The 20,758-nt window shown below is 71.8% G+C and carries 20 protein-coding genes; 13 read left to right on the top strand and 7 right to left on the bottom strand.

Going from position 1 to position 20,758, the window contains the following annotated elements:
* Positions 1-75: 75 nt before the first annotated feature.
* From AC3WLN_RS16825 to AC3WLN_RS16810, 4 genes are all read right to left on the bottom strand, one after another.
* Positions 76-1,188, bottom strand: a complete 1,113-nt coding sequence (locus AC3WLN_RS16825) for an NHL repeat-containing protein (RefSeq protein ID WP_492483123.1) — start codon at positions 1,186-1,188, stop codon at positions 76-78.
* A 132-nt stretch (positions 1,189-1,320) separates the two neighbouring features.
* Positions 1,321-2,325 (bottom strand): glycosyltransferase family 4 protein, encoded by a 1,005-nt coding sequence (locus AC3WLN_RS16820; RefSeq protein WP_492483121.1) that lies wholly within the window; start codon positions 2,323-2,325, stop codon positions 1,321-1,323.
* 31 nt (positions 2,326-2,356) lie between these two features.
* Positions 2,357-3,193, bottom strand: a complete 837-nt coding sequence (locus tag AC3WLN_RS16815) for a glycosyltransferase family 32 protein (RefSeq protein WP_492483119.1) — start codon at positions 3,191-3,193, stop codon at positions 2,357-2,359.
* Positions 3,194-3,294: 101 nt separating this feature from the next.
* A complete protein-coding gene (locus AC3WLN_RS16810) occupies positions 3,295-4,476 on the bottom strand; it encodes a lytic murein transglycosylase (protein WP_492483151.1) in 1,182 nt (393 codons plus the stop codon).
* A gap of 406 nt (positions 4,477-4,882) precedes the next feature.
* On the opposite strand from AC3WLN_RS16810, the gene AC3WLN_RS16805 reads away from it, so the two are divergent.
* Both AC3WLN_RS16805 and AC3WLN_RS16800 read left to right on the top strand, forming a co-directional pair.
* The gene (locus AC3WLN_RS16805; protein WP_492483117.1) at positions 4,883-5,149 is read left to right on the top strand and encodes a hypothetical protein; all 267 of its coding nucleotides are present in this window, start codon (positions 4,883-4,885) and stop codon (positions 5,147-5,149) included.
* 423 nt (positions 5,150-5,572) lie between these two features.
* Positions 5,573-6,370, top strand: a complete 798-nt coding sequence (locus AC3WLN_RS16800) for a lytic murein transglycosylase (RefSeq protein WP_492483115.1) — start codon at positions 5,573-5,575, stop codon at positions 6,368-6,370.
* Positions 6,371-6,411: 41 nt separating this feature from the next.
* Here the strand turns inward: AC3WLN_RS16800 and AC3WLN_RS16795 are convergent, their stop codons facing one another.
* Positions 6,412-6,786: a phospholipase A2 family protein gene (locus AC3WLN_RS16795; RefSeq protein WP_492483113.1), complete on the bottom strand. Its 375-nt coding sequence runs from the start codon at positions 6,784-6,786 to the stop codon at positions 6,412-6,414.
* Positions 6,787-6,946: 160 nt separating this feature from the next.
* Between AC3WLN_RS16795 and AC3WLN_RS16790 the strand changes: the two genes are divergently transcribed.
* Positions 6,947-7,108 (top strand): hypothetical protein, encoded by a 162-nt coding sequence (locus AC3WLN_RS16790; RefSeq protein WP_492483111.1) that lies wholly within the window; start codon positions 6,947-6,949, stop codon positions 7,106-7,108.
* 206 nt (positions 7,109-7,314) lie between these two features.
* Here AC3WLN_RS16790 and AC3WLN_RS16785 read toward each other — a convergent pair whose 3' ends face one another.
* Together AC3WLN_RS16785 and AC3WLN_RS16780 are read right to left on the bottom strand one after the other, a co-directional pair.
* Entirely contained in the window at positions 7,315-8,661 is a 1,347-nt protein-coding gene (locus AC3WLN_RS16785; RefSeq protein WP_492483109.1) for an L-serine ammonia-lyase, read from the bottom strand.
* 304 nt (positions 8,662-8,965) lie between these two features.
* A complete protein-coding gene (locus AC3WLN_RS16780) occupies positions 8,966-9,388 on the bottom strand; it encodes a response regulator (RefSeq protein ID WP_492483107.1) in 423 nt (140 codons plus the stop codon).
* A gap of 589 nt (positions 9,389-9,977) precedes the next feature.
* Between AC3WLN_RS16780 and sfnG the strand changes: the two genes are divergently transcribed.
* The 10 genes from sfnG to AC3WLN_RS16730 form a co-directional block, all read left to right on the top strand.
* Positions 9,978-11,093, top strand: a complete 1,116-nt coding sequence (gene sfnG / locus AC3WLN_RS16775; protein ID WP_492483105.1) for a dimethylsulfone monooxygenase SfnG — start codon at positions 9,978-9,980, stop codon at positions 11,091-11,093.
* A 45-nt stretch (positions 11,094-11,138) separates the two neighbouring features.
* Positions 11,139-12,416 (top strand): SfnB family sulfur acquisition oxidoreductase, encoded by a 1,278-nt coding sequence (locus AC3WLN_RS16770; RefSeq protein WP_492483103.1) that lies wholly within the window; start codon positions 11,139-11,141, stop codon positions 12,414-12,416.
* A gap of 243 nt (positions 12,417-12,659) precedes the next feature.
* Complete coding sequence (locus AC3WLN_RS16765; protein WP_492483101.1) at positions 12,660-14,852, top strand: TonB-dependent siderophore receptor; 2,193 nt, start codon at positions 12,660-12,662, stop codon at positions 14,850-14,852.
* Positions 14,853-14,912: 60 nt separating this feature from the next.
* Complete coding sequence (locus tag AC3WLN_RS16760; RefSeq protein ID WP_492483150.1) at positions 14,913-15,809, top strand: alpha/beta hydrolase; 897 nt, start codon at positions 14,913-14,915, stop codon at positions 15,807-15,809.
* Positions 15,810-16,073: 264 nt separating this feature from the next.
* On the top strand, positions 16,074-16,235 hold the full coding sequence (locus AC3WLN_RS16755; RefSeq protein ID WP_492483099.1) for a hypothetical protein: 162 nt from the start codon (positions 16,074-16,076) through the stop codon (positions 16,233-16,235).
* A 114-nt stretch (positions 16,236-16,349) separates the two neighbouring features.
* Complete coding sequence (locus AC3WLN_RS16750; protein WP_492483098.1) at positions 16,350-17,597, top strand: acyl-CoA dehydrogenase family protein; 1,248 nt, start codon at positions 16,350-16,352, stop codon at positions 17,595-17,597.
* 12 nt (positions 17,598-17,609) lie between these two features.
* Positions 17,610-18,197, top strand: coding sequence for a class I SAM-dependent DNA methyltransferase (locus AC3WLN_RS16745; RefSeq protein WP_492483096.1), 588 nt, complete (start codon positions 17,610-17,612; stop codon positions 18,195-18,197).
* Positions 18,194-18,952, top strand: coding sequence for a cytochrome b/b6 domain-containing protein (locus AC3WLN_RS16740; RefSeq protein WP_492483094.1), 759 nt, complete (start codon positions 18,194-18,196; stop codon positions 18,950-18,952). Before AC3WLN_RS16745 ends, AC3WLN_RS16740 begins: the two co-directional genes overlap by 4 nt.
* Positions 18,945-19,685 carry a molybdopterin-dependent oxidoreductase gene (locus AC3WLN_RS16735; protein ID WP_492483092.1) on the top strand — a complete coding sequence of 247 codons (741 nt, stop codon included), beginning with the start codon at positions 18,945-18,947 and terminating at the stop codon, positions 19,683-19,685. Before AC3WLN_RS16740 ends, AC3WLN_RS16735 begins: the two co-directional genes overlap by 8 nt.
* A gap of 204 nt (positions 19,686-19,889) precedes the next feature.
* On the top strand, positions 19,890-20,758 hold an 869-nt coding region (locus AC3WLN_RS16730), incomplete at its 3' end, for an MCP four helix bundle domain-containing protein (RefSeq protein ID WP_492483090.1).

Raw genomic sequence — 20,758 nt, 5'->3', positions numbered from 1 at the left:
GCCGGGTGCTCCGTCCGCCGGCCGAACGCCTCCGGACCGGTGCGGTGGGCGGGTCCGGCGGCCCAGGAGGTGGGATCAGGGCAGGGCGGCGCGCTTGCGCAGGATCAGGTCGCCCCGGAACAGGAACTTCTGGGCGCGCTTGCCGGTGTCGACCTCGGTGGTGAAGACGTTGCCGCAGCTGTCCACCGCGAGGTTGTGGACCCAGTGGAAGTCCCCCGCCATGCGGCCGTTGCGGCCGAAGGCACCGAGCACCTCCCCGGTCTCGCGGCTGAGCGTGCGGACCTCGTTGTTGGCCCCGTCCGCGTTGAGGAGGTAGCTCTGCTCGGCGTCGGGCCAGAGTGCGACCTCCCAGACCGAGCCGTTGGCGCGGGTGTTCTTCTCGACGAAGAATTCCTTCACGAAGCTGCCGTCGCGGCGGAAGACCTGGACCCGGTCGTTGGTGCGGTCGCAGACGTAGACCAGGCCGTCGCGGGCGATCTGCACGCAGTGGACGGGATTGCGGAACTGCTGGGCCGGGGCCGCCGCCGGGTCGTAGGCCGGCAGGGTCTCGTCCGTGGGCGGGCGGCCATAGGCGCCCCACATCCGCTTGAACGCGCCGGTCTCGGCATCGAACACGATGACCCGGTGGTTGAAGTAGCCGTCGGCGACGTAGAGTTCGTTGGTCTCGGGGTCGACCTGCATCGCGGCCGGCTTGCCGAGCCGCGTGGTGTCGAGGCTGTTGGTCTGCGGACCCTGTTTGCCGATCTGCAGGACGAAGCGGCCCTCGGCGGTGAACTTCAGGATCTGTCCGTCGGTGTCGCCGTTGCCGGCGAGCCAGACGAAGCCCTTGTGGTCGATGTGGATGCCGTGCTCGTTCTGGGGCCACTGGTAGCCCTCGCCGGGGCCGCCCCAGCTGCGGATCAGGGTGCCGGCCTGGTCGAACACCAGCACCGGGGGCGCGGGCCGGCAGCACTTGGTGCGCGGCGGGTCGAGGCTGGCGGCCTTCTCGTCGTCGGTGAGGGTGCGCGGGCGCTGCACCACCCAGACGTTGTCCTGCGCGTCGACGGCGACGCCCGAGGCCTGCCCCATGATCCACTGGTTGGGCAGCGGCTTCGGCCAGGCCGGATCGACCTGGAACGTCAGTGGGTCCGCGGATGCCACGCCCGCCCACGCGACCGCGAGCGCGGCCAGACCAAGCCGAAGCCCCATGCTTTCCTCCCGATGTCGCCCGGTCTCGTTGACCGCGTCTTGCACACAGTCTTCGCGCCCGGCGGGAAGACGTCCAGTCGCGGTGGGACGGAGGCGTGTCGCCGACCCGGATCTGTCACCCGGCCCGGCGCGTCAGGCGCCCGCGCGGGCCGGGCCCCGCAGGACGCCCTCCCACAGGATCGCCGCCCGCTGCCAGGTCAGGGCCCGGCGCTGCAGGAGCGCGCCGGCGCTGAGTTCCGACCAGAGGTCGTCCCGGGTGGCGAGGTCGACGACGGCCTCGGCGAAGGCCGCATCCGTCCCGGCGATCCAGCCGTTCACGCCGTGCTGCACCCGCTCGGCCAGGGCGCCGATCCCGGCGGTCACCACGGGCAGCCCCATGGCCTGGGCCTCCGCCGCCGCGAGGCAGAAGGTCTCGTCGGGCGAGCCGGGGCAGACCATGGCGCGCGCATCGCCGTAGAACGCCGCCAGGGCGGCCGCACCCCGCCGGGGATGGAACACCACCGGACCGCGATCGTCGGGCGAGTCCGGCCGTTCCGAGCCGAAGACATGGAGCTTGGCGCCCGAGGCGATCAGCGGCGCCGAGCCGTGCCAGAGCCGCAGCATCCGGTCGAGGCCGCGCTGGGGCTGCGAGGCGTAGACGAAGTCCCGGCTGCGGCCCCGCGTCGGCTCGGGCGTGCGGAAGACGGGCGAGACCCCGTGCGGAATGACGTGGCGGCGCCGGAAGGGATAGAGCGGCGACATCAGCCGCGCCGCGAGGCTGCCGACGAAGACAGCCTCCGGCCGCAGGGTCAGGAAGGGCAGGAAGTAGCCCTTCCGCACGGCCTTCTCGACGTTCAGCGGATTGTGGACCCAGACGATGCCGCGCCGGCCCGGATGGGCGCGGAGCGGGCGCGGGTCGTTGCTGGTCACCACCGCATCGGCCGCGCAGGACGTCGCATCGGCCAGGGGGATGTTGCGGACGCCGTCGCGCTCCACCGTCCCGCTGCGGCGCGTGGCCAGGGTCACCGCCCAGCCGCGCTCGGTCAGCGCGCGGGCCAGGGCGATGTTGGTGCTCTCGATGCCGCCGAGACCGATCTCGGGCGGCGTGTCGAGACCGAAGGCCACCGGCGTCGCGCAGATGAACAGGACCCGGCGCATCGACATCTCCAGGGATCGCGTATCCGGCCGCTCAGAGGCCGAGGCTCCGGGCCTGCTGGCCGAGCCAGGAGGTGGCCGGCGGCGGGGCGTCGAGACCGATCGACCAGAGCTTGCCGCGCCAGGCATGCACCGAGACCGTCTCGGGTCCGATGAGCGCCCGCGCCGTCCGGTCGTCCGCCTCGGCGAGGCGGTGGGCATCGTCGTCGCCCAGAGGATAGAACACCGCCCGCGCCCGGGCATGGCCCTCCAGCCGGAGCTTGCGCACGAAGTAGGTGAGGGCCCGGGGTCCGATCGCCAGGCGCTCCGGGTGGAACGGGATGCGCTTGCCGATCAGCAGTTCCAGGCGGCGCTTCACCCGGATGTGGCCGGTCGCCCAGGGGGCGCGGATCGGCACGGTCGAGATCGCGTCCCAGTAGCGGGCGACGAGTTCGGAATCCGGCGGCGCCGACAGGATCGCGTTGTTGAGGCGGCTCGGGTTGAGCCAGCCGAACAGGTACTCCCCCGCCCCGCCCGGCGTCTCGAGGGGGCGCTGGAAGACGCAGTCGAGGTCCGACCAGATGCCCTTGCCGTCGCGGATCAGGCTGAGGCGCAGGTAGTCGGCGTAGAAGGCGAGCACGCCGCGGCTGCGATAGAGGTCCGCCATGAGGTTCGGTCCGATTCCCTCGCGGGCATCGATCACCGTTCCCGGCAGCCCCTGCGTGCGCAGGGCCGCCGCGTCGTGCGAGTAGATCTGCAGCGGATGGCCGGCCGCGACGATCGAGGCGGCGCTGAGCCGCTCGAGCCAGGTCACCGGCCCTTCCCAGTAGCTGACGACGGTCCTCAGCGGAGTTCGCTCGGGTGCGACGGGCATGGCCGCGGATCGACTCATTCCCCCTCAAGCCCCTCCCTCTCGCCGCCGCGCGGCCTCGGTTTCCCCGGGGCTGCTCTATCGCGGCGCCTCGGGCGCGACCACCGCTAAATCCGTGCGGATCAGGGCCGCGGCTCGGGAGCGGCCAGGATCCGCTCCCGCAGCGGGGCGTCGGCGTAGCCGTCCGGGGGCAGGCCGTTGGCCGCCTGGTAGGCGCGGACCGCGGCCCGCGTCCTCGGGCCGATCTTGCCGTCGGCGCTCCCTGCCGCGAACCCGCGCTCGGCGAGCCGTTGCTGGAGCGACCGGACCTCGGCGGTGGTCGGCATCGCGTCGCCGCGCGGCCAGTCCCGGGTGAAGCCCGGCTCGCCGCGCAGGCGGTCCGACAGGTGCGCCACGGAGAGCGCGTAGGCGAGGGCGGTGTTGTAGCGCAGGATGATCCGGAAGTTCGGCTGCAGCAGGAAGGCCGGTCCGCGCGCACCGGCCGGCAGGATCAGCGTCGCCGTGCCGTCCTCCGGCAAGGCCTGGACCGGGCTCACCCCGAGGGCCTTCCAGGCCGCGATGGTGCGCTCCGTGCTCTCGTCGGCCAGGGCGAGGTCGAACCCGTCCGGCAGGCGCGCCTCGCTGCCCCAGCGCGCACCGGGGCGCCAGCCCATCGCCACGAGGTAGTTGGCCGTGGAGGCGAGGGCGTCCGGCACCGAGGTCCAGATGTCGCGCCGGCCGTCCCCGTCGAAATCCACCGCGTAGGCCTGGTAGACCGTCGGCATGAACTGGGTGTGGCCCATGGCCCCCGCCCAGGACCCGGTGAGTGGGCCGGGGGGCGCCTTGTCCTGGGCCTGGATCTCCAGGGCGGCGATCAGCTCCGCCCGCCAGTAGGGCGCCCGCGCCGTCTCGCTGCAGGCCAGCGTCGCCAGGGAGCGCAGGACCGGGCGGACGATCCCGGCATCGTCGAGCACGCTGCCGTAGGTCGATTCGACGCCCCAGAACGCCGCCAGGACGAAGCGGTCGACACCGTACCGGGCCTCGATCGCGTCGAAGGTCGCCGACCCTTCCGCCAGCTTGCGCCGGCCCTCGGCGATCCGCGCCTCGGTGAGGTTGGCGTCGAGGTAGGACCAGATCGGCTTCACGAACTCCGCCTGGCCCTGGGGCGCCGCCGCCACCTCGACATCGGGGGAGAGGGCGCGCAGGCCGTCGGCCACACCGGCGGGAACGCCGCGCGCCTCCGCCTCGGCGGCGATGCCCCCGGTGCAGCGCGCGAAGGCGGACGATGCTGCGTCGGGGGCGGGGGTCGGCTCTGCGGACGTCATCTCGGCCAAGGTCGTCTCGGCGCACGCGGCCTGGGGCGCGACCGGAACCGGGATCAGGGCGACGAGGACCGGAATCGCGGCGGCACGCCGCACGGGAGGGCCGAAACGTCGCTGGCGCCACCACATGCCGGTCTCCTCACTCCGTCGTCCCGCCGGGACCCTAGCGGCGCGGGCCGGCATGCGGAAGCGGCCGGGGCCGGGGCCGGCTCGGGTCTGGCGAGAATCCCCGCGGAGGAAAAGCATCCCTGCCGTGAACACCGATCCCTGCGGAACACGCATCCTGGCCGAGAAAAAGCATTGCCGGGGCAAACCGCGCCGGGAATAAGCCGTGGCGCGGCGGCTGCATCGACCCCCGCGGGACCGGCGCGGCGCGAGCCGCGGCCGGGCCAGGAAGGACGACCATGCGGTGCCGCACCCTGCCCGACCGCGCGAGACGGTGCCGATGCTCGTCGCGCTGATCCTGTTCCTGAGCGGGATCGCCCTCGGCCTGACCGTCCGGGTCCTCGTCGCCCTCGGAACGTGCGTCCTCGTCTTCGCCCTCTCGGTGGTGGTCTGGACCGCCCGGGGCGACGTCTCCCTCCTCGGGCTGCTCGTGCTCCTCGCCCACCTCGCCGCCCTGCAGGCGGGCTATCTCCTCGGCGCCATCCTGCGTGTGCGCGGCGACGACGCCTGAGGACTTCCGCTCACCAGAACCAGACCGTCGTCGGGCTGAGCCGGAAGATCGGCCACCACAAGAGCAGGGCCGTTGCGCACACAACGACGACCAGCACCAGGGGCGGGCGCCGGCTCGCAATCGGACGGCGTGTCTTGAAGCGGTACATGCGCGGTGCGGCCCGGGACGGTTCGACGTTCGTCTTGGGCTGAACTGCAGGGACCGGGCCGCCGCGACGGTCGATCGGCGCCGAGACCGGGGCGTGCGTCCGGACATCTCTACGTAACCAAACGCGCGGAAGTGATGGCTGCGGGCCGGATCGCAGGCAAAAATGCCGCAATGAGGCTCGACTCACGGCCGCGTTTGCCGCCTTGCTCCGCGCAAGGGGTTGTCATCGATCCGTGCGGCCCCCGGGACGGGGCTGCGCGGCCAGGGAGTTTTGACATGATCGGACGTGGGTATCGGGCGCCGTGGATCGCGGCGGCCTTCGCGGCGCTCGTCTGCACGACGGGCGGGGCGAGCGCTGCGCAATGCGGGAACAGCGCGGCCGGGTTCGAGGCCTGGAAGCGGGAGTTCGCCGAGGAGGCCCGGGGCCGGGCCAGCGCCGCCAGCCTCTCCGCGCTGATGGGCACGTCCTACTCGACGGCGACGATCTCGGCCGATCGCGGCCAGAAGAGCTTCAAGCTCTCCCTCGACCAGTTCCTGGCCAAGCGCGGCGGCAACACGATCGTGTCGCGCGGCCGCGCCCTCAAGGCGCAGAACGCCGCCCTGTTCGACTCGATCGAGCAGCGCTACGGCGTGCCGCCCGGCCCCCTCCTGGCGATCTGGGGCATGGAGACGGGCTTCGGCGCGGTGAAGGGCAACGTCAACACGCTCTCGGCGGTCGCGACGCTGGCCTATGATTGCCGTCGCTCGGCCTACTTCACCGATCAGCTCTACGCCGCCCTCACCCTGGTGGATCGCGGCGTGCTGACCCCGAGCACCCGGGGCGCGGCCCATGGCGAGGTCGGCCACACCCAGTTCCTGCCCAAGAACGTCCTGACCTACGGGGTCGGCGGCAGCCTCGACAGCTCGGCCAACGCCCTCAACTCCACGGCGAACTTCCTCAAGGGGCATGGCTGGCGCGCCGGTGCCGGCTACCAGCCGGGCGAGCCGAACTTCGCCGCGATCCAGGGCTGGAACGCCGCCTCGGTCTACCAGCGCGCCATCGCGCTTCTGGGCGAGCGCATCGACGCCCGCTGAAAACGGCCCGCGCCGCGCTCCGGCGCGGAGCGGGATCGGCCTCAGGGCTGCAGGCCCGCGAGGTCGCCGCGGCAGGGCATCAGGTCGGTGGCCCCGGCGACCATCCCGGCCATCGCACGAAGCTCCGCCGGCTGGCGCGGACTCGACGCCAGCCGGCCGGCATCGCGCTTGAGGGCGCGGTTGCAGCCGCAGGCGGGCAGGCCCCCGTCGGGCGTGCAGGCATCGTGCTTGCGGCACGCGGCGTCCAGCGCGTCGATCGGGGCGACGTCCATGCCGTCGTTGCCGGGGCCGCAATAATGCCCGTGCACGAGCAGGGTCGGGCGCGGCGTCTGTCCGGGACCCGTCAGGTCCTGGGCGGCGAGGGGCGTGACGGCGGTGAAAGCTCCGAAGAGCAGGGCGAGCGTCAGGGTCCGCATGGCGGGTCTCCGGTCAGAGTCTCAAGCGCAGAGGGTTCGGGTCGGGGCATCGAACGGCGATCCCGCCGGGCGCGGGGCAGCACCGGGCGAACGCGGGCAAAGCCGGTTCGGGGCGTGGCCGCGCGGCGGCGGGCCGCTTCGGCGCTCTCAGGACGGGGCGGTGTCCCGGATCGAGATCCGGGCCGGGCGCGGCCCGGAGGCGGCGGGCCCGAGGATCGGCGTCGCGAACGTCATGGTGGACGACATGATGGAACTGTCCCGCGTCTCGGCAGGACGGATCGAACGCGGGCCGCACGTGCTGGCCGCATCCGCCGTCCGGTAGACCCCTCGGGCGTTACAACCCTATCGGAACCGCTGCGTTCCATATCTCCGGAGCGGATCGCGGGCGGATCCCGTGACCACCCCCCTGCTCAAGCTTGAAAACGCACGACGTCGACGGAAGCGTGGCCGTATTTCGGCCTTCGCAATCGACACACCCGGGAACGGCCACCAGGATAAGGAACGAGTTCGTTCCTTATCTTCGACCGCTCAGCAGGCCGCGACGTTGACCGCCAGGCCGCCCAGCGAGGTTTCCTTGTACTTGGCCTGCATGTCGTGGCCGGTCTGGCGCATGGTCTCGATGACCTCGTCGAGGCTGACCCGGTGGATGCCGTCGCCGCGCAGGGCCAGGGAGGCGGCCACCACCGCCTTGTTGGCCCCGAAGGCGTTGCGCTCGATGCAGGGGATCTGGACCAGGCCGCCGATGGGATCGCAGGTCATGCCCAGATGGTGTTCCATCGCGATCTCGGCGGCGTTCTCCACCTGGGCCGGGCTGCCGCCCAGGAAGGCCGCCAGCCCCGCCGCCGCCATCGCGGCCGCCGAGCCGACCTCGCCCTGGCAGCCGACCTCGGCGCCGGAGATCGACGCCCGGGACTTGATCAGGCCGCCCACCGCCGCGGCGGTGAGCAGGAACTCCCGCGCGCGGGCCTCCGACCAGTCGGGGCAGAAATCGCGGGCGTAGCGCAGCACGGCCGGCACGATCCCGGCCGCGCCGTTGGTGGGCGCCGTCACCACGCGCCCGCCCGAGGCGTTCTCCTCGTTCACCGCCAGCGCGTAGAGGCTGATCCAGTCCACGATCTCGTGGGCGGCGCGGGCGTTGCGCAGGCGCCCGGCGGTCAGGTCGTCGTGCAGGCGCTTGGCCCGGCGGCGCACCTTCAGCCCGCCGGGCAATTCGCCGTCCTGGCGCAGGCCCCGGTCGATGCAGGCGAACATCGCGTCGCGGATGGCGTCGAGGCCGGCCTCCACCGCCTCGGGGGCGCGCGAACCGCACTCGTTGGCGAACTGCACCTGCGCGATCGTGCGGTCCTCGCGCAGGCACAGGGCGAGCAGGCCGGCCGCGGAGGCATAGGGCAGGGGGCAATCCGCCTCGCCCCCCGGCGCGGCCTCGGCCTCGGTCACCACGAAGCCGCCGCCGATCGAGTAGTAGGTCTCGGTATCGAGAGTCGCGCCGGCGCCGTCGAGGGCGCGGAAGCGCAGGGCGTTGGTGTGCAGCGGCAGCACGTCGGTGAAGTTGAAGGCGAGGTCGGCGTCCGGGTCGAAGGCCGGGCCGCCGGGGCCGAGCCGCCTGGCCGCCCCCAGGTCCGCGACGAGGCCGGCGACCGCATCCGGGTCGACGGAGCGCGGGTCGTGGCCAAGGAGCCCGAGGAAGATCGCCGTGTCGGTGCCGTGCCCGCGCCCGGTCCAGGCGAGGGAGCCGAAGATCTCGGCCTGGATGCAGGCGAGCCCGGGCAGGCCCTCGGCCCGGGTGCGGAACCGCAGCGCCGCCACCATCGGTCCGACGGTGTGCGAACTCGACGGGCCGATCCCGATCTTGAAGAGGTCGAAGGCGCTGATCATCGGCTCTCGCGTTCCGGACGCCCCGCGCAGGAACCGCGCCACCGGTCTTCCGGGATCTCGGTCCTGCAGGATAGAGGTCCTGCAAGATGCAGGCTCTGTAACACACAGGTCTCGCAGGCCCCGAATCTTCCAGGATGCGGGTCTCGCACAGGACGCGGGCCTCGCAGGATTCGGGTGGGCGCCGGACGGGACGACGGTTGCCCGCTTCCGACACCGACGGATCGTGGCCGCGCATCCTCCATCCGTGCCGCGGCCGATCGGGGGCGGCGCGCGGCCCGGGTCCAGAAGGGAGCGTGGGATCGAGTCAGGCGGCCGCGCGGCCGTAATCGGTCCCGACGGCGCTCGAGGCCAGCAGGTCGGCGACGAGGGCCACGAGCTGGTGCCCGTGATAGGGCGTGCGCAGGCGCAGGGCGCCCGGCTCGAGGGCCTCGGCGTCGAGCCGGCGCAGGGAGCGGGCGGTGTAGACCACGCCCACCGTGGGATCGAGGCACCGGGCAACGCCGGCCAGGGAGAGACCGTCCACCGTGTCGCGCACGTCGGCATCGGTCACCAGCACGTCGACCCGGCGCCGGCCCGTCTGGGCCAGGAGCAGACTTTCCACCTCGCCGGCCGTGCGGGCGCCGAGGACGTCGTAGCCCGACATCTCGAGGCAACTCGTGGTGATCGAGCGGGTCAACTCGTCTCCGGCGAGGAGAACCACGAGCGGTGGGCGGGACGCGGCCATCATGGACGGGATTCCTGGGTGAACCGATATCGGACGCTTCGGCTTTCAAATGGACGGTGGTGCGACCGTAGAAGCGACCAGTTAACGCGTCCTTAAAGGACGGGTTTCATGAGGCAACAGCAATTCACGGAGCAAGCTTAAGAGATCAGCACTTTCCGGCGTCTGCCCGCGTTATCAGCATCGTTCTGCACGAAAAGACAGCGAACCTATCAATCCGGCCGCATTGATTGGATTTTACCGCCCCCGTCCGCCCGCAATAAGGGCATCCTTCGGCCAGGACGGCTCCGCGACCGCCGCCGACGCGCCGGATCGGCGCCCGCGGCCTCCGGGCCGCCGCCGCGGGGCAAACCTTCGGCCGCGCCGGCGAATGGGGGAAGGAGCTTTCCCGTCAGGGTCGAAAAAAGCCGTTTGCTTCCTTTGACGTCGACACATCTCCCGGCAATTCTAGCCATGGAACGACGAAGCGGAGCATGTCCTCGGACTAATCCAGTCTTCACGGCGCCGTGATGGCTCCGTCTTTTGTATTCATTCGACGGAAATCGAACTCCGGGGCGCGCACGTGTGCGCTCCGCGGGAACGCATGGGTGTGATCATGAGCTTTCAACCTGAGTTTCGTGGCGGCAGCGAGCCGATCCGCTTCGCCTACTGGGTCCCCAACGTGTCGGGCGGCCTCGTCATCAGCAAGATTCCCCAGCGCACGGGCTGGGACGCGCCCTACAACCGGCGCCTGGCGCAGATCGCCGAGGAGGCCGGATTCGACTACGCCCTGACGCAGATCCGCTTCACCGCCGGCTACGGGGCCGAGTACCAGCACGAATCCGTCGCCTTCAGCCACGTGCTGCTGGCCGCCACCTCGAAGCTGAAGGTCATCGCCGCCCTGCTGCCGGGCCCCTGGAACCCGACGCTCGCCGCCAAGCAGATCGCCACGATCAGCCAGCTCACCGAGGGGCGCATCGCCATCAACGTGGTCTCGGGCTGGTTCTCGGGCGAGTTCCGCGCCATCGGCGAGCCGTGGCTCGACCATGACGAGCGCTACCGCCGCTCGGAGGAGTTCATCCGGGCCCTGCGGGGGATCTGGACCCAGGACAACTTCACCTTCCGGGGCGATTTCTACCGCTACAGCGACTACACCCTGAAGCCCAAGCCCGCCGATCCGCAGCCCGAGATCTTCCAGGGCGGGTCGTCCCGCGCGGCGCGCGACATGGCGGCCCGGGTCTCGGACTGGTACTTCACCAACGGCAACACGCCCGAAGGCATCCGGGCGCAGGTCGACGACATCCAGGCCAAGGCGCGCGCCAACGGCCACGCGGTGAAGGTCGGCGTCAACGCCTTCGTCATCGCCCGCGACACGGAAGCCGAGGCCCGCGCCGTCCTCCAGGAGATCATCGACCAAGCCGATCCGGATGCCGTGAAGGCCTTCGGGCACGAGGTGAAGAACGCCGGCCGCGCCTCGCCGGAGGGCGAGGGCAACTGGGCGAAGTCGAGCTTCGAGGACCTCGTCCAGTACAATGACGGCTTCAAGACCAACCTGATCGGCACGCCGGACCAGATCGCCGAGCGCATCGTGGCCCTGAAGGATGCCGGCGTCGACCTGGCGCTCCTCGCCTTCCTGCACTTCCAGGAGGAGGTCGCGTATTTCGGCGAACACGTCATCCCGCGGGTCCGCGCCCTGGAGGCGGCCCGCGCCGAGCGGGCGCGGGCGGCCTGAGCCGAACCGCCCCCCCGACCTCGCCACCCGATCCGGAGACACCGCATGAACATCGCCGTCAGCCCCGACATCGCCGTCGACCCGCGCCCGCGCGACACCGAGCGCTGGCCCGGCGGCGCGCCGGGCCCCGCGCGCCCGGCCGCGCCGGCCCACGTCATCCGCGACGCCGCCGAGGCCCTGCGCGTCGCCCACGCCCTGGCGGAGACGTTCCGGGCGGGCGCCTCCGAGCGCGACCGCACCGGGCGCCGCCCCCTGGCCGAGCTCGACGCGTTCTCCCAGAGCGGCCTGTGGTCGATCAACGTGCCGCGGGCCCATGGCGGGCCGGGGCTGTCCTACGAGACCCTGGCGCGGGTCATCGCCATCGTCTCGGCGGCCGATCCGTCCATCGGGCAGATCGCCCAGAACCACCTCGGCATCGTCGCTTCGATCGATACGGTCTCGGACGAGGCCCAGAAGGCCCTGCTGTTCGGCCTCGTGCTCGCCGGCACCCGGTTCGGCAACGCCTTCTCGGAGATCGGCACGCCCCGCGCCGCCGACTTCCAGACCCGCTTCGTGGAGGACGGCGACCACGTGGTGGTGCACGGCACCAAGTTCTACGCCACCGGCGCGCTGCTCGCCCACCTCGTGCCCATCGTGGCCCTCGATGACGAGGGCCGGGCCTGGTACGCCATCGCCGAGCGCAACGCGCCCGGGCTGACGGTGATCGACGACTGGTCGAGCTTCGGCCAGCGCACCACCGCGAGCGGCACCGTGCGGATCGACGGCGTGCGGGTGCCGAAATCCCACCTGGTGCCGGCCTGGAAGGGCTATGCGCAGCCCAGCGCCGACGGGGCGATCTTCCAGATCATCCAGGCCGCCGTCGACGCGGGCATCGCCCGGGCGGCGCTGGCCGAGACCATCGACTTCGTGCGCACCAAGTCCCGCCCCTGGATCGACAGCGGGCTCGAGCGCGCCTCCGACGATCCCCACACCATCCGCATCGTCGGCGACCTCACGATCCGCCTGCACGCGGCCGAGGCGCTGCTCGACCGGGCCGGCCTCGCCCTCGACGCCGCCGTGGCGGCTCCCGATGCCGAGACGGTGGCGGCCGCGCAACTGGCGGTGGCGGAGGCCAAGGTGCTCACCACCGAGGTGGCGCTCGCCACCACCAACACCCTGTTCGAGCTCGCCGGCACCCGCTCGACGCTGGCCGAGCACAATCTCGACCGGCACTGGCGCAACGCCCGCACCCACACGCTCCACGATCCCGTGCGCTGGAAATACGCGATCGTCGGCAACCACGCCCTCAACGGCGTGAACCCGCCCTTCCACGCCTGGAGCTAGGCCGCGGGCCCCCGGACCCGCCGCGAGACCCGACCGACGAGACCGAGGACCAGGCAGGAGAGATGGTAACGACCTAGCAAAAATCAGCACTCCGCTCGTCTTTGCACCACAATACCTTAGAATTGCTTCAGATTTGAAGTGCTCTAAGTGTGCTGTTTAGACAACATCTTCATCTTGACTGGTGTTTTCTGACGGGGCATGACTCGGTTACTGCGCCGCTTCGGGCGCGTAACAGCGTGCGTCATGCCCAACCGCTCCTCAGGCCTCGCCCTGCTCCTCGCCACGACCGCCCTCGCCGGAACCGCGGCGGCCCAGGAACGAAGCGTGCGGCTCGACCAGCTCTCGGTCGAGGGCACGGCCGCGGGGCCCGCCTCCGGCAGCGGGGCCAATCTCAGCGGCGGGGACGGCGGGACGGCCGCGACCAGCGGCGGGGGCGGCGGCCCCTCCGGGGTCACCGGCTACACGGCCCGGATCAGTCCCACGGCGACCAAGACCAACACGCCGCTGCTGGAGACCCCGCAATCGGTCACGGTGCTCACCCGGGAAGCGCTGAACGACCGCAACGTCCAGACCCTCAACGAGGCCATCGGCTACGTGGCCGGCGTCTCCTCGAACGTCTTCGGCTTCGATCCGCGCTTCGATTCGTTCTACGTCCGGGGCTTCAGCCTGACCTATGACGGGATCTTCCGGGACGGTCTGCGTCAGGTCGCGTCCGGCCTGACGGTGCCGCGGATCGAGCCCTACGGCATCGAGGCCGCCACGATCCTGCGCGGGCCGGCCTCCGGGCTCTACGGCCTCGGCTCCCCCGGCGGCATCCTCGACGTCACCACGAAGCGGCCGGTCTTCACGCCCTTCGGCGAGGTGCAGTTGCAGGTCGGCAACTTCGACCGCTACCAGGGCAATTTCGACCTCGGCGGCCCGGTCGAGGGCACGGGCGGCACGCTCGCGTACCGCGTCACCGGCATCCGGCGCCAGTCGGACACCTTCATCCCCGGGGGCTCGGACGACCGGAGCTACATCGCGCCGTCCTTCACCTGGAAACCGTCGGCCGATACCACCTTCACCTTCCTGAGCGAGTACCAGGAAACCAAGCTTCCGGGCAGCACGACGTTCTTCAACCAGAACCTGCGCCCGACGCGCCTCTATTCGGGCGACCCGGCCTTCAACGACTTCCGCCAGCAGCAGGGCCGTGTCGGCTACGCGTTCGAGCACCGCTTCGACGCGGATCTGGTCTTCCGGCAGAACTTCCGTTTCTACGACATCGGCAACGACTATCGCTACGCGTCGATCGCTGCCCTCAGCCCGGACGGCACGAGCGCCAGCCGTTCGACCGGATACTCGCGCCAGTTCCTCAGCCAGATCACCCTCGACAACCAGATCGAGGCGCACGTCGCCACCGGGCCGGTCGCGCACACGCTGGTGGCGGGGCTCGACTACGCGCATTCCGACTTCAACTACCGCTTCGGCTTCGGGACGGCCCCCGATCTCAACCTCGTCACGCGCAATGACGGCCAGCAGCCGATCCTCGCGCCGCTGCTGGGCCCGCGCACCGCGCAGAGCCAGGATCAGGTCGGCCTGTACCTGCAGGAGCAGGCCAGGTTCGACCGCTTCGTGCTCACCCTGACCGGGCGCTACGACTGGGTGTCCCAGACCACGACCGCGGCCCCCGCGGCCGCGACCCAGCAGAACGACCAGGCCTTCACGGGTCGGGTCGGCCTCAACTATCTCCTGGCCCCCGGGCTGGTGCCCTATGCCAGCTACGCGACCACCTTCGCGCCGCAACCGGGCGCCGACGCCGCCGGGCGCGCCTTCCGACCGGCGACGGGGGACCAGATCGAGGCGGGCGTCAAATACCTGATCCCGGGCACGAACATCCAGGCGGGGTTCGCCGGCTTCGACATCGTCCAGAGCAGCGTCCTGCGCACGGACCCCAACAACGTCGCCTTCCAGGTGGCGACGGGCGCCGTCGAGTCGCGCGGCTTCGAGATGGAGGCCATCGCCAACTTCGCGCCCGGCACCAACCTGACCCTCGCCTACACCCATCTCGACCTGCGCTATCTCACCCAGACCTCGGCCGCGGGCCAGGCCCTGGACGGCAGGTTCCTGTCCGGCATTCCGGGGGATACGGTCACGGGCTTCCTCAGCTACCTGTTCCCGCCGGGTTCCGCGCTGCGCGGGCTGACGCTCGGCGGCGGCATCCGCTTCAGCGCCAACAGCTTCGCCAACGACGAGAACACGGTCCGCAACCCGACCGTGACGCTGTTCGACGCGCTGGTCGCGTACGATTTCGCGGCCCTCAATCCGAAGTACCAAGGCTTCCGGGCCCAGGTGAACGCGAACAACATCTTCGACCGCGACTACTTCACCTGTCAGGCCGGGTTCTGCTATCGCGGCGCCCCCGCGACCGTGATCGGCAGCCTGATCTACCGGTGGTAGCCGATGCGTCGGTCCTTCTCGCGGCGCAGCGTCGCGCAGCTCCTGGCGGCCGCCTGGCCGATGCGGAGCGCCCGGACCCTGGCGAGCCCGGCACCCGGCCCCGACGAGCCGGCGCGTCTGCCCGGCGCCGTCAGCTTCGATCTCGGGGGCGAGGGCGGGCGGACCCCGTGGCGGATCACGCTCTACGTTCCGCCCGGCGAGGCGCCCGCCGCCGGCTGGCCGGTCCTCTACCTGCTCGACGGCAACGCGGTGACGGCCACGGCCATCGAGATCGAGCGGGCGCAGGCGCCGTACCCGGATGCCACCGGGATCGCCTCCCGGTTCGCCGTCGTGGGCATCGGATATCCCGGGGCGGAGGCCTATGACGGGCTGCGCCGGTCCTGGGACTACACCCCGCCGCCCGGCCGATCCTATCCGCCGCACACGGCCGGCGGCCCGGTGATCCGGACCGGCGGCGCCGACGCCTTCCTGGATTTCGTCATGACGGTCCTGGGGCCCACGATCGCGCGGCGCTGCCGGGTCGACCCCGCGCGGCAAGCCCTCTTCGGGCATTCCTTCGGCGGCCTGTTCGTCCTCTACGCCCTCGCCCGCAGGCCCGACGCCTTCTCGCACTGGATCGCCGCGAGCCCGTCGATCTACTGGGAGGACCGGATCGTGCTCCGGAGCCTCGAGTGCCTCGAGCGAGGACCGCCCGTCCGGGCGCGCGTCCTCCTGCTGGCGGGAGCCTACGAGGCCGAACTGGCGCCGTTCCAGGAGGGGGCCCCCGACCGCGCGGCGCGCCAGGACCGCCTGGACACCGCCCGGACCGTCGACCTGGCCCGGGCGATGGCGGAGCGGCTCGGCCGGATTCCCGGCTACGACAGCCGGTTCCGGCTCATTCCCGGCCGCACGCATATGAGCGTCCTGCCCGACGCCGTGAACGATGCCGTCCTCCACGTCATGCAGCGCCCGACCTGAACCCGCGGGACGGCCCTGTCCCGCGCGGATTCCGGCAGGCCGCGGCCAGATCCGGAAGGCCGCCGCGCGGCGCCGACCGGATCGCCGACAGGGTCGCGGACCGGCGGGCGTGTGCGGCCGCACCGCCCGGGACCGGACGCGCGCATGGCAGCGTTACCTCCGCCCGGACTGCTCAGGCGCGGCGCCGGGGCGTATTTTGACCGGGTCGTCATGGTTTTCGTCGCGACGTTCGACGAGCCGGATGTGTATTCGAGGACCCTGACCGTGGATATCGAGACCGCCAAGATGCTGGTCGGAGCCGCCCTCGTGGTGGCCATCGGCGTCTTTTCCGTGCTGACCGTGAGCGGAATGGTGCGGAACATGCTCGCCGACCTGCGCGCAGGGCGCCTGGACCGGCGCGGCGAGCGGGTGTCCGAGCCCCGGTGACGCCGGCCGCGGCAGGGAGCGGATCGACCGCCGACGCGCTTTGACGCGGGGATAAGCCGGGTTTGGTACGCAACCCGCCCTGGTGGTCGCGCAGCCGTGATCCATGTTGCGGAGATGAATGCCCTTCCACAGGACTGCATCGATCTCGGCCCGGCTCGAATCGCGGCTGCCGCGCGGGCCGTCGCCCGCCTCGCGGCCGAACGCGCCGACGACCTCGACCGGGACGGCGGGTTTCCCGCCGAGGACGTCGCCCACGCCCATGCGGTCGGCCTGCTCGTGGCGCCGCTGCCGGTGGCGCTCGGCGGCGCCGGCCTCGATGCGCCCCAGCGGGCGCCGGTCCTGGCCGATCTCCTGACCCAGATCGGGCGCGGCAGCCTCGCCCTCGGCCGCCTCTACGAGGGGCACGTCAATGCCCTCTCCCTGGTGCTGCGCTATGCCGAGCCGGCCGTGGCCGAGCGCCTGGCGGCGGATGCCCGCGGGGGCCACCTGTTCGGCGTCTGGAACACCCAGCCCCAGGCCGGCGGCCTCAGCCTCGAGAAAGCCACCGGCCTCGGCCTCGAAAGAACCGGCGGCCTCACCTCGGAGAGCACCGGCGGCGCGGCGGGCGATTCCTGGGTTCTAGCGGGGGTGAAGTCCTTCGCCTCCGGGGCCGGGGCGGTGACCCGCCCCCTCGTCACCGCACGCCGGCCGGACGGGCGCCAGCAGATGCTCGTGGTGGACCTGGAGCCCGGCACCCGTGCCGACCTGTCGGGCTGGCGGGCGCAGGGCATGCGCGCCTCGACCTCGGGCATCCTCGACTTCAGCGGCCTGCCGGCCGGTCCCGACAGCTTCGTGGGCGGCCCCGACGACTACTTTTCCGAGCCGCACTTCTCCGGGGGAGCCTGGCGCTTCGCCGCCGTGCAGCTCGGCGGCATCGAGGCGGTGTTCGACGCCCTGCGGACGCATCTCCGGACCACCGGGCGCGGCGGCGACCCGCACCAGGCCGCCCGCCTCGGCGAGGCCGCGATCGCGGTGGAGAGCGCCCGGCTCTTCGTCGGTCACGCCGCGCGGCTCGCCGCCGACCCGGAGGCGGAGCCCGACCGGGTGATCGCCTACGTCAACCTCACCCGCCTCGCGGTGGAGCGGGCCGGGCTCGACGTCCTGGAGCGGGCCCACCGCTCGGTGGGGCTCGCGGGCTTCCTCAGCCCGCATCCCCTCGAACGCCTGGCGCGCGACCTCGCCACCTACCTGCGCCAGCCCGGCCCCGACCGGGCCCTGACCAGCGCGGCGGCCCACGTCCTGGCCGCCCCGCAGCCGGCCGACCTCCTCTGGCGCGATCCGGCCGGCGGGCCTATCTCTGACGAGGTTGCGGCCGAACTCTAGGCGTCGAGGTCCATGACACGCTCCCCGCACACGCTGCCGCCGGACTACTTCACCGAACTCTACGCCACGAACCCCGATCCGTGGGCGTTCACCACCAGCCCCTACGAGCACGCCAAGTACGACGCCACCCTGGCGGCCCTCGGCCGCGAGACCTACGCGGAGGCCCTGGAGGTCGGCTGCTCCATCGGCGTGCTCACCCGCCGGCTGGCCGAGCGCTGCGAGGCCCTGCTCTCCCTCGACGTGGCCGAGACCGCCCTCGACGCCGCCCGCGCCCGCTGCGCGGAATGCCCGCAGGTCCGCTTCCTGCGCGCCGCGGTGCCGGCGGAATGGCCCCCGGGCCGGTTCGACCTCGTGGTGCTCTCGGAGGTGCTGTACTTCTTCGCGCCCGGGGACCTCGTCCGCATCGCCGAACGGCTCGTGGCGGCGCTGAAACCGGGGGGCGAGGTCGTCCTCGTTCACTGGCTCGGCGAGACGAACTTTCCCCTGAGCGCCGACGCGGCGGTGGAGACGCTGATCGATCTCACCCGGGGTGCCCTCGACGCCGACCGGCGGGGCCGCACCGAGCGCTATCGCCTCGACGTGCTGCGGGCGGCCGCGTGAACCGGCCGCCGCCGGCGGAGGAGCCGGGCCCGTCCCTGGTGCACCGCCACGCCGCCTGGGTGCGCCTGACCCACTGGCTCAACGCCGTCGCGTTCCTGGCTCTTCTGGTCAGCGGCATCGCCATCCTGCTCGCCCTCCCGCGCCTGTTCTGGGGCGAGACCGGGGCCAACGAGGCGCCGGCGGTCCTCGAACTGCCGCTGCCGGTGAACCTCGAGCAGACGGGCTGGGGCCGCAACCTGCACTTCCTGTCCGCCTGGGTGCTCGTCCTCAACGGGATCGTCTACCTCATCGTCGCCTTCGTGGGCGGGCACTTCGTCCGCGACCTCGTGCCGGACCGCGATCAGCTCGCCCCGCGCCACCTCGCCCGCGAGATCGCCGACCATGCCCGCCTGAAACCCGCCCGCGGGCGCGAGGCCCTGCGCTACAACGCCCTGCAGAAATGCGCCTATCTGGCGGTGCTGTTCGGGCTGTTCCCCCTCATGGTGCTCACCGGGCTCACCATGTCGCCGGGGGTGACCGCGGCCTATCCGGAGCTCTTCACCCTCTTCGGCGGCCGGCAATCGGCCCGCACCCTGCACTTCGCCGTCGCCTGCCTGCTCGTGCTCTTCCTCGTCGTCCACGTGGCCCAGGTCTTCGTGGGCGGGGCCGGCAACCTGATGCGGTCGATGATCACCGGCCGCTTCCGCGTTCCCCCCGAGCGCGCCCGGACCACCCGCGCCGCCCGAGACCGCCTGACGGAGTCTCCCGATGCGTGACCTCTCGCGCCGCCGCCTCCTCGCCGGCTCGGGCAGCCTGATCGGCGCCGGCCTCCTCGGCGGCTGCGACGCCCCGGCCCTGTCGCGGCTCGCCTCCCCGTACGACTGGAGCAACGGCCTGACCTTCGCGGTCCAGCGCTGGCTCCAGCGCCACCAGCCCCTGGTGCGCGAGTTCGGACCCGACGCCATCTCCACCGTCTTCCCGACCATCAACACCACAGATCCCGACAATACCGATTACCGGCGCTCGAAGGCGCTGGGCTTTTCCGACTGGAAGCTCCCGGTCACCGGCCTGGTGGCGCGCCCGGGCGCCTTCTCGCTGGCCGAGCTGAAGGCCATGCCGGCCCGCACCCAGATCACGCTGCATGCCTGCGAGCAGGGCTGGTCGGCCATCGGCGGCTGGACCGGCGTGCCCCTGGCCCACCTGCTGGCCGAGGTCGGCCTGAAGCCGGAGGCGCGCTTCGTCGTGGTGCGCAGCGTCGACGGCTGGTGGGACAGCTACGACCTGTTCGATGCCCTCCACCCGCAGACCATCCTGGCCTACGGCATGAACGGCGGCGCCCTGCCGGTGGCGCACGGGGCGCCGGTGCGCCTGCGGGTCGAGCGCCAGCTCGGCTACAAGAGCCTGAAATACATCGGCGCCATCGAGGCGGTGGAGCGGGTGGACGGCCTCGGCCAGGGCCGCGGCAGCATGGTCGCCGAACTCGGGTTCCCCTGGTACGCGGGCATCTGACGCCCCTCGCCCGGTGCAAGGACCGTATAGCGACAGCCGTCCATCGGTGAAGGCGCCACCGAAGACGTAATCGCCCTCTCGGCGCGAACTGTCCGAAAGATGACAAATCAGTCATCGCGCAGCGCCGCGCCGTTCCAATAACGCCATCTTAAGCATGAAGTTGTTGTCTACCGCCGGAATGCAAATCCGGACGGTCTTACAACGATGCGTGTCTCCCTGAAATCCATCCTGATCGGCTCGATAACCCTGCTCGGCATTGCCGCGGCGGGGCAGGGCGCGGTCAGCATCGTGAAGCTCAGGGCGATCGAGCGCGAGGTGACCGAGGTCGCGACCAACTGGCTCCCCTCCGTCAACCTCGTGAACACGATCAGCACGGCGACGCGCGACGTGCGGGTGAAGCTGTACCGCTTCGTCGTCGCCTCCGAGACGCCGCAGGCGCTGGCGGAGAACGAGGCGGGCCTGAAGAAGGCCCTCGACGCCCTCGACGGGCTGCGCCGGACCTACGAGCCGCTGATCAGCGCCGCCGAGGAGAAGGCGCTCTACGACAGCTTCACGCCCCTGTGGGCGCGCTACATCGAGGGTCAGCAGAACGTCATCGGCCTGATGAAGGCGGGCCGGAAGGCCGACGCCCTGGCGCTCACCACCAGCGCCGAGATGGCCGACCTGAACAACGGCGCCATCCGGGCCCTGCAGCGGGCGGTCGACTTCAACCGGGACGGGGCCCAGCGCAGCACCGCGCTGAGCATGGCCAGTGCCGGCTCGGCCGCGCTCATGGCCTGGATCGCGATGACGATCTCGGTGGTGGCCGCCATCGGAGCGATGCTCTTCAGCCTGTTCGGCGTCGCGCGTCCGATCGAGCGCATGACCCGCACCATGGGCCGGCTGGCGGGCGGCGACACCGCCGTGGACATCCCGTCCCGGACCCGCCGCGACGAGATCGGCGACATGGCCGCCGCCGTCGGCGTGTTCCGGGACAACATGCTCCAGACCCGCAGGCTCGAGGAGGAGACGGTCCTGGCGCGGGCGGGGGCGGAGGCGCAGCGCCAGGCGGCGATGCGGGCGATGGCGGATAG

The sequence above is a fragment of the Methylobacterium sp. FW306-05-D genome, assembly GCF_058782155.1.
The sequence above is the reverse complement of the archived record's forward strand: the minus strand, read 5'-3'. Positions and strand labels throughout refer to the sequence as shown.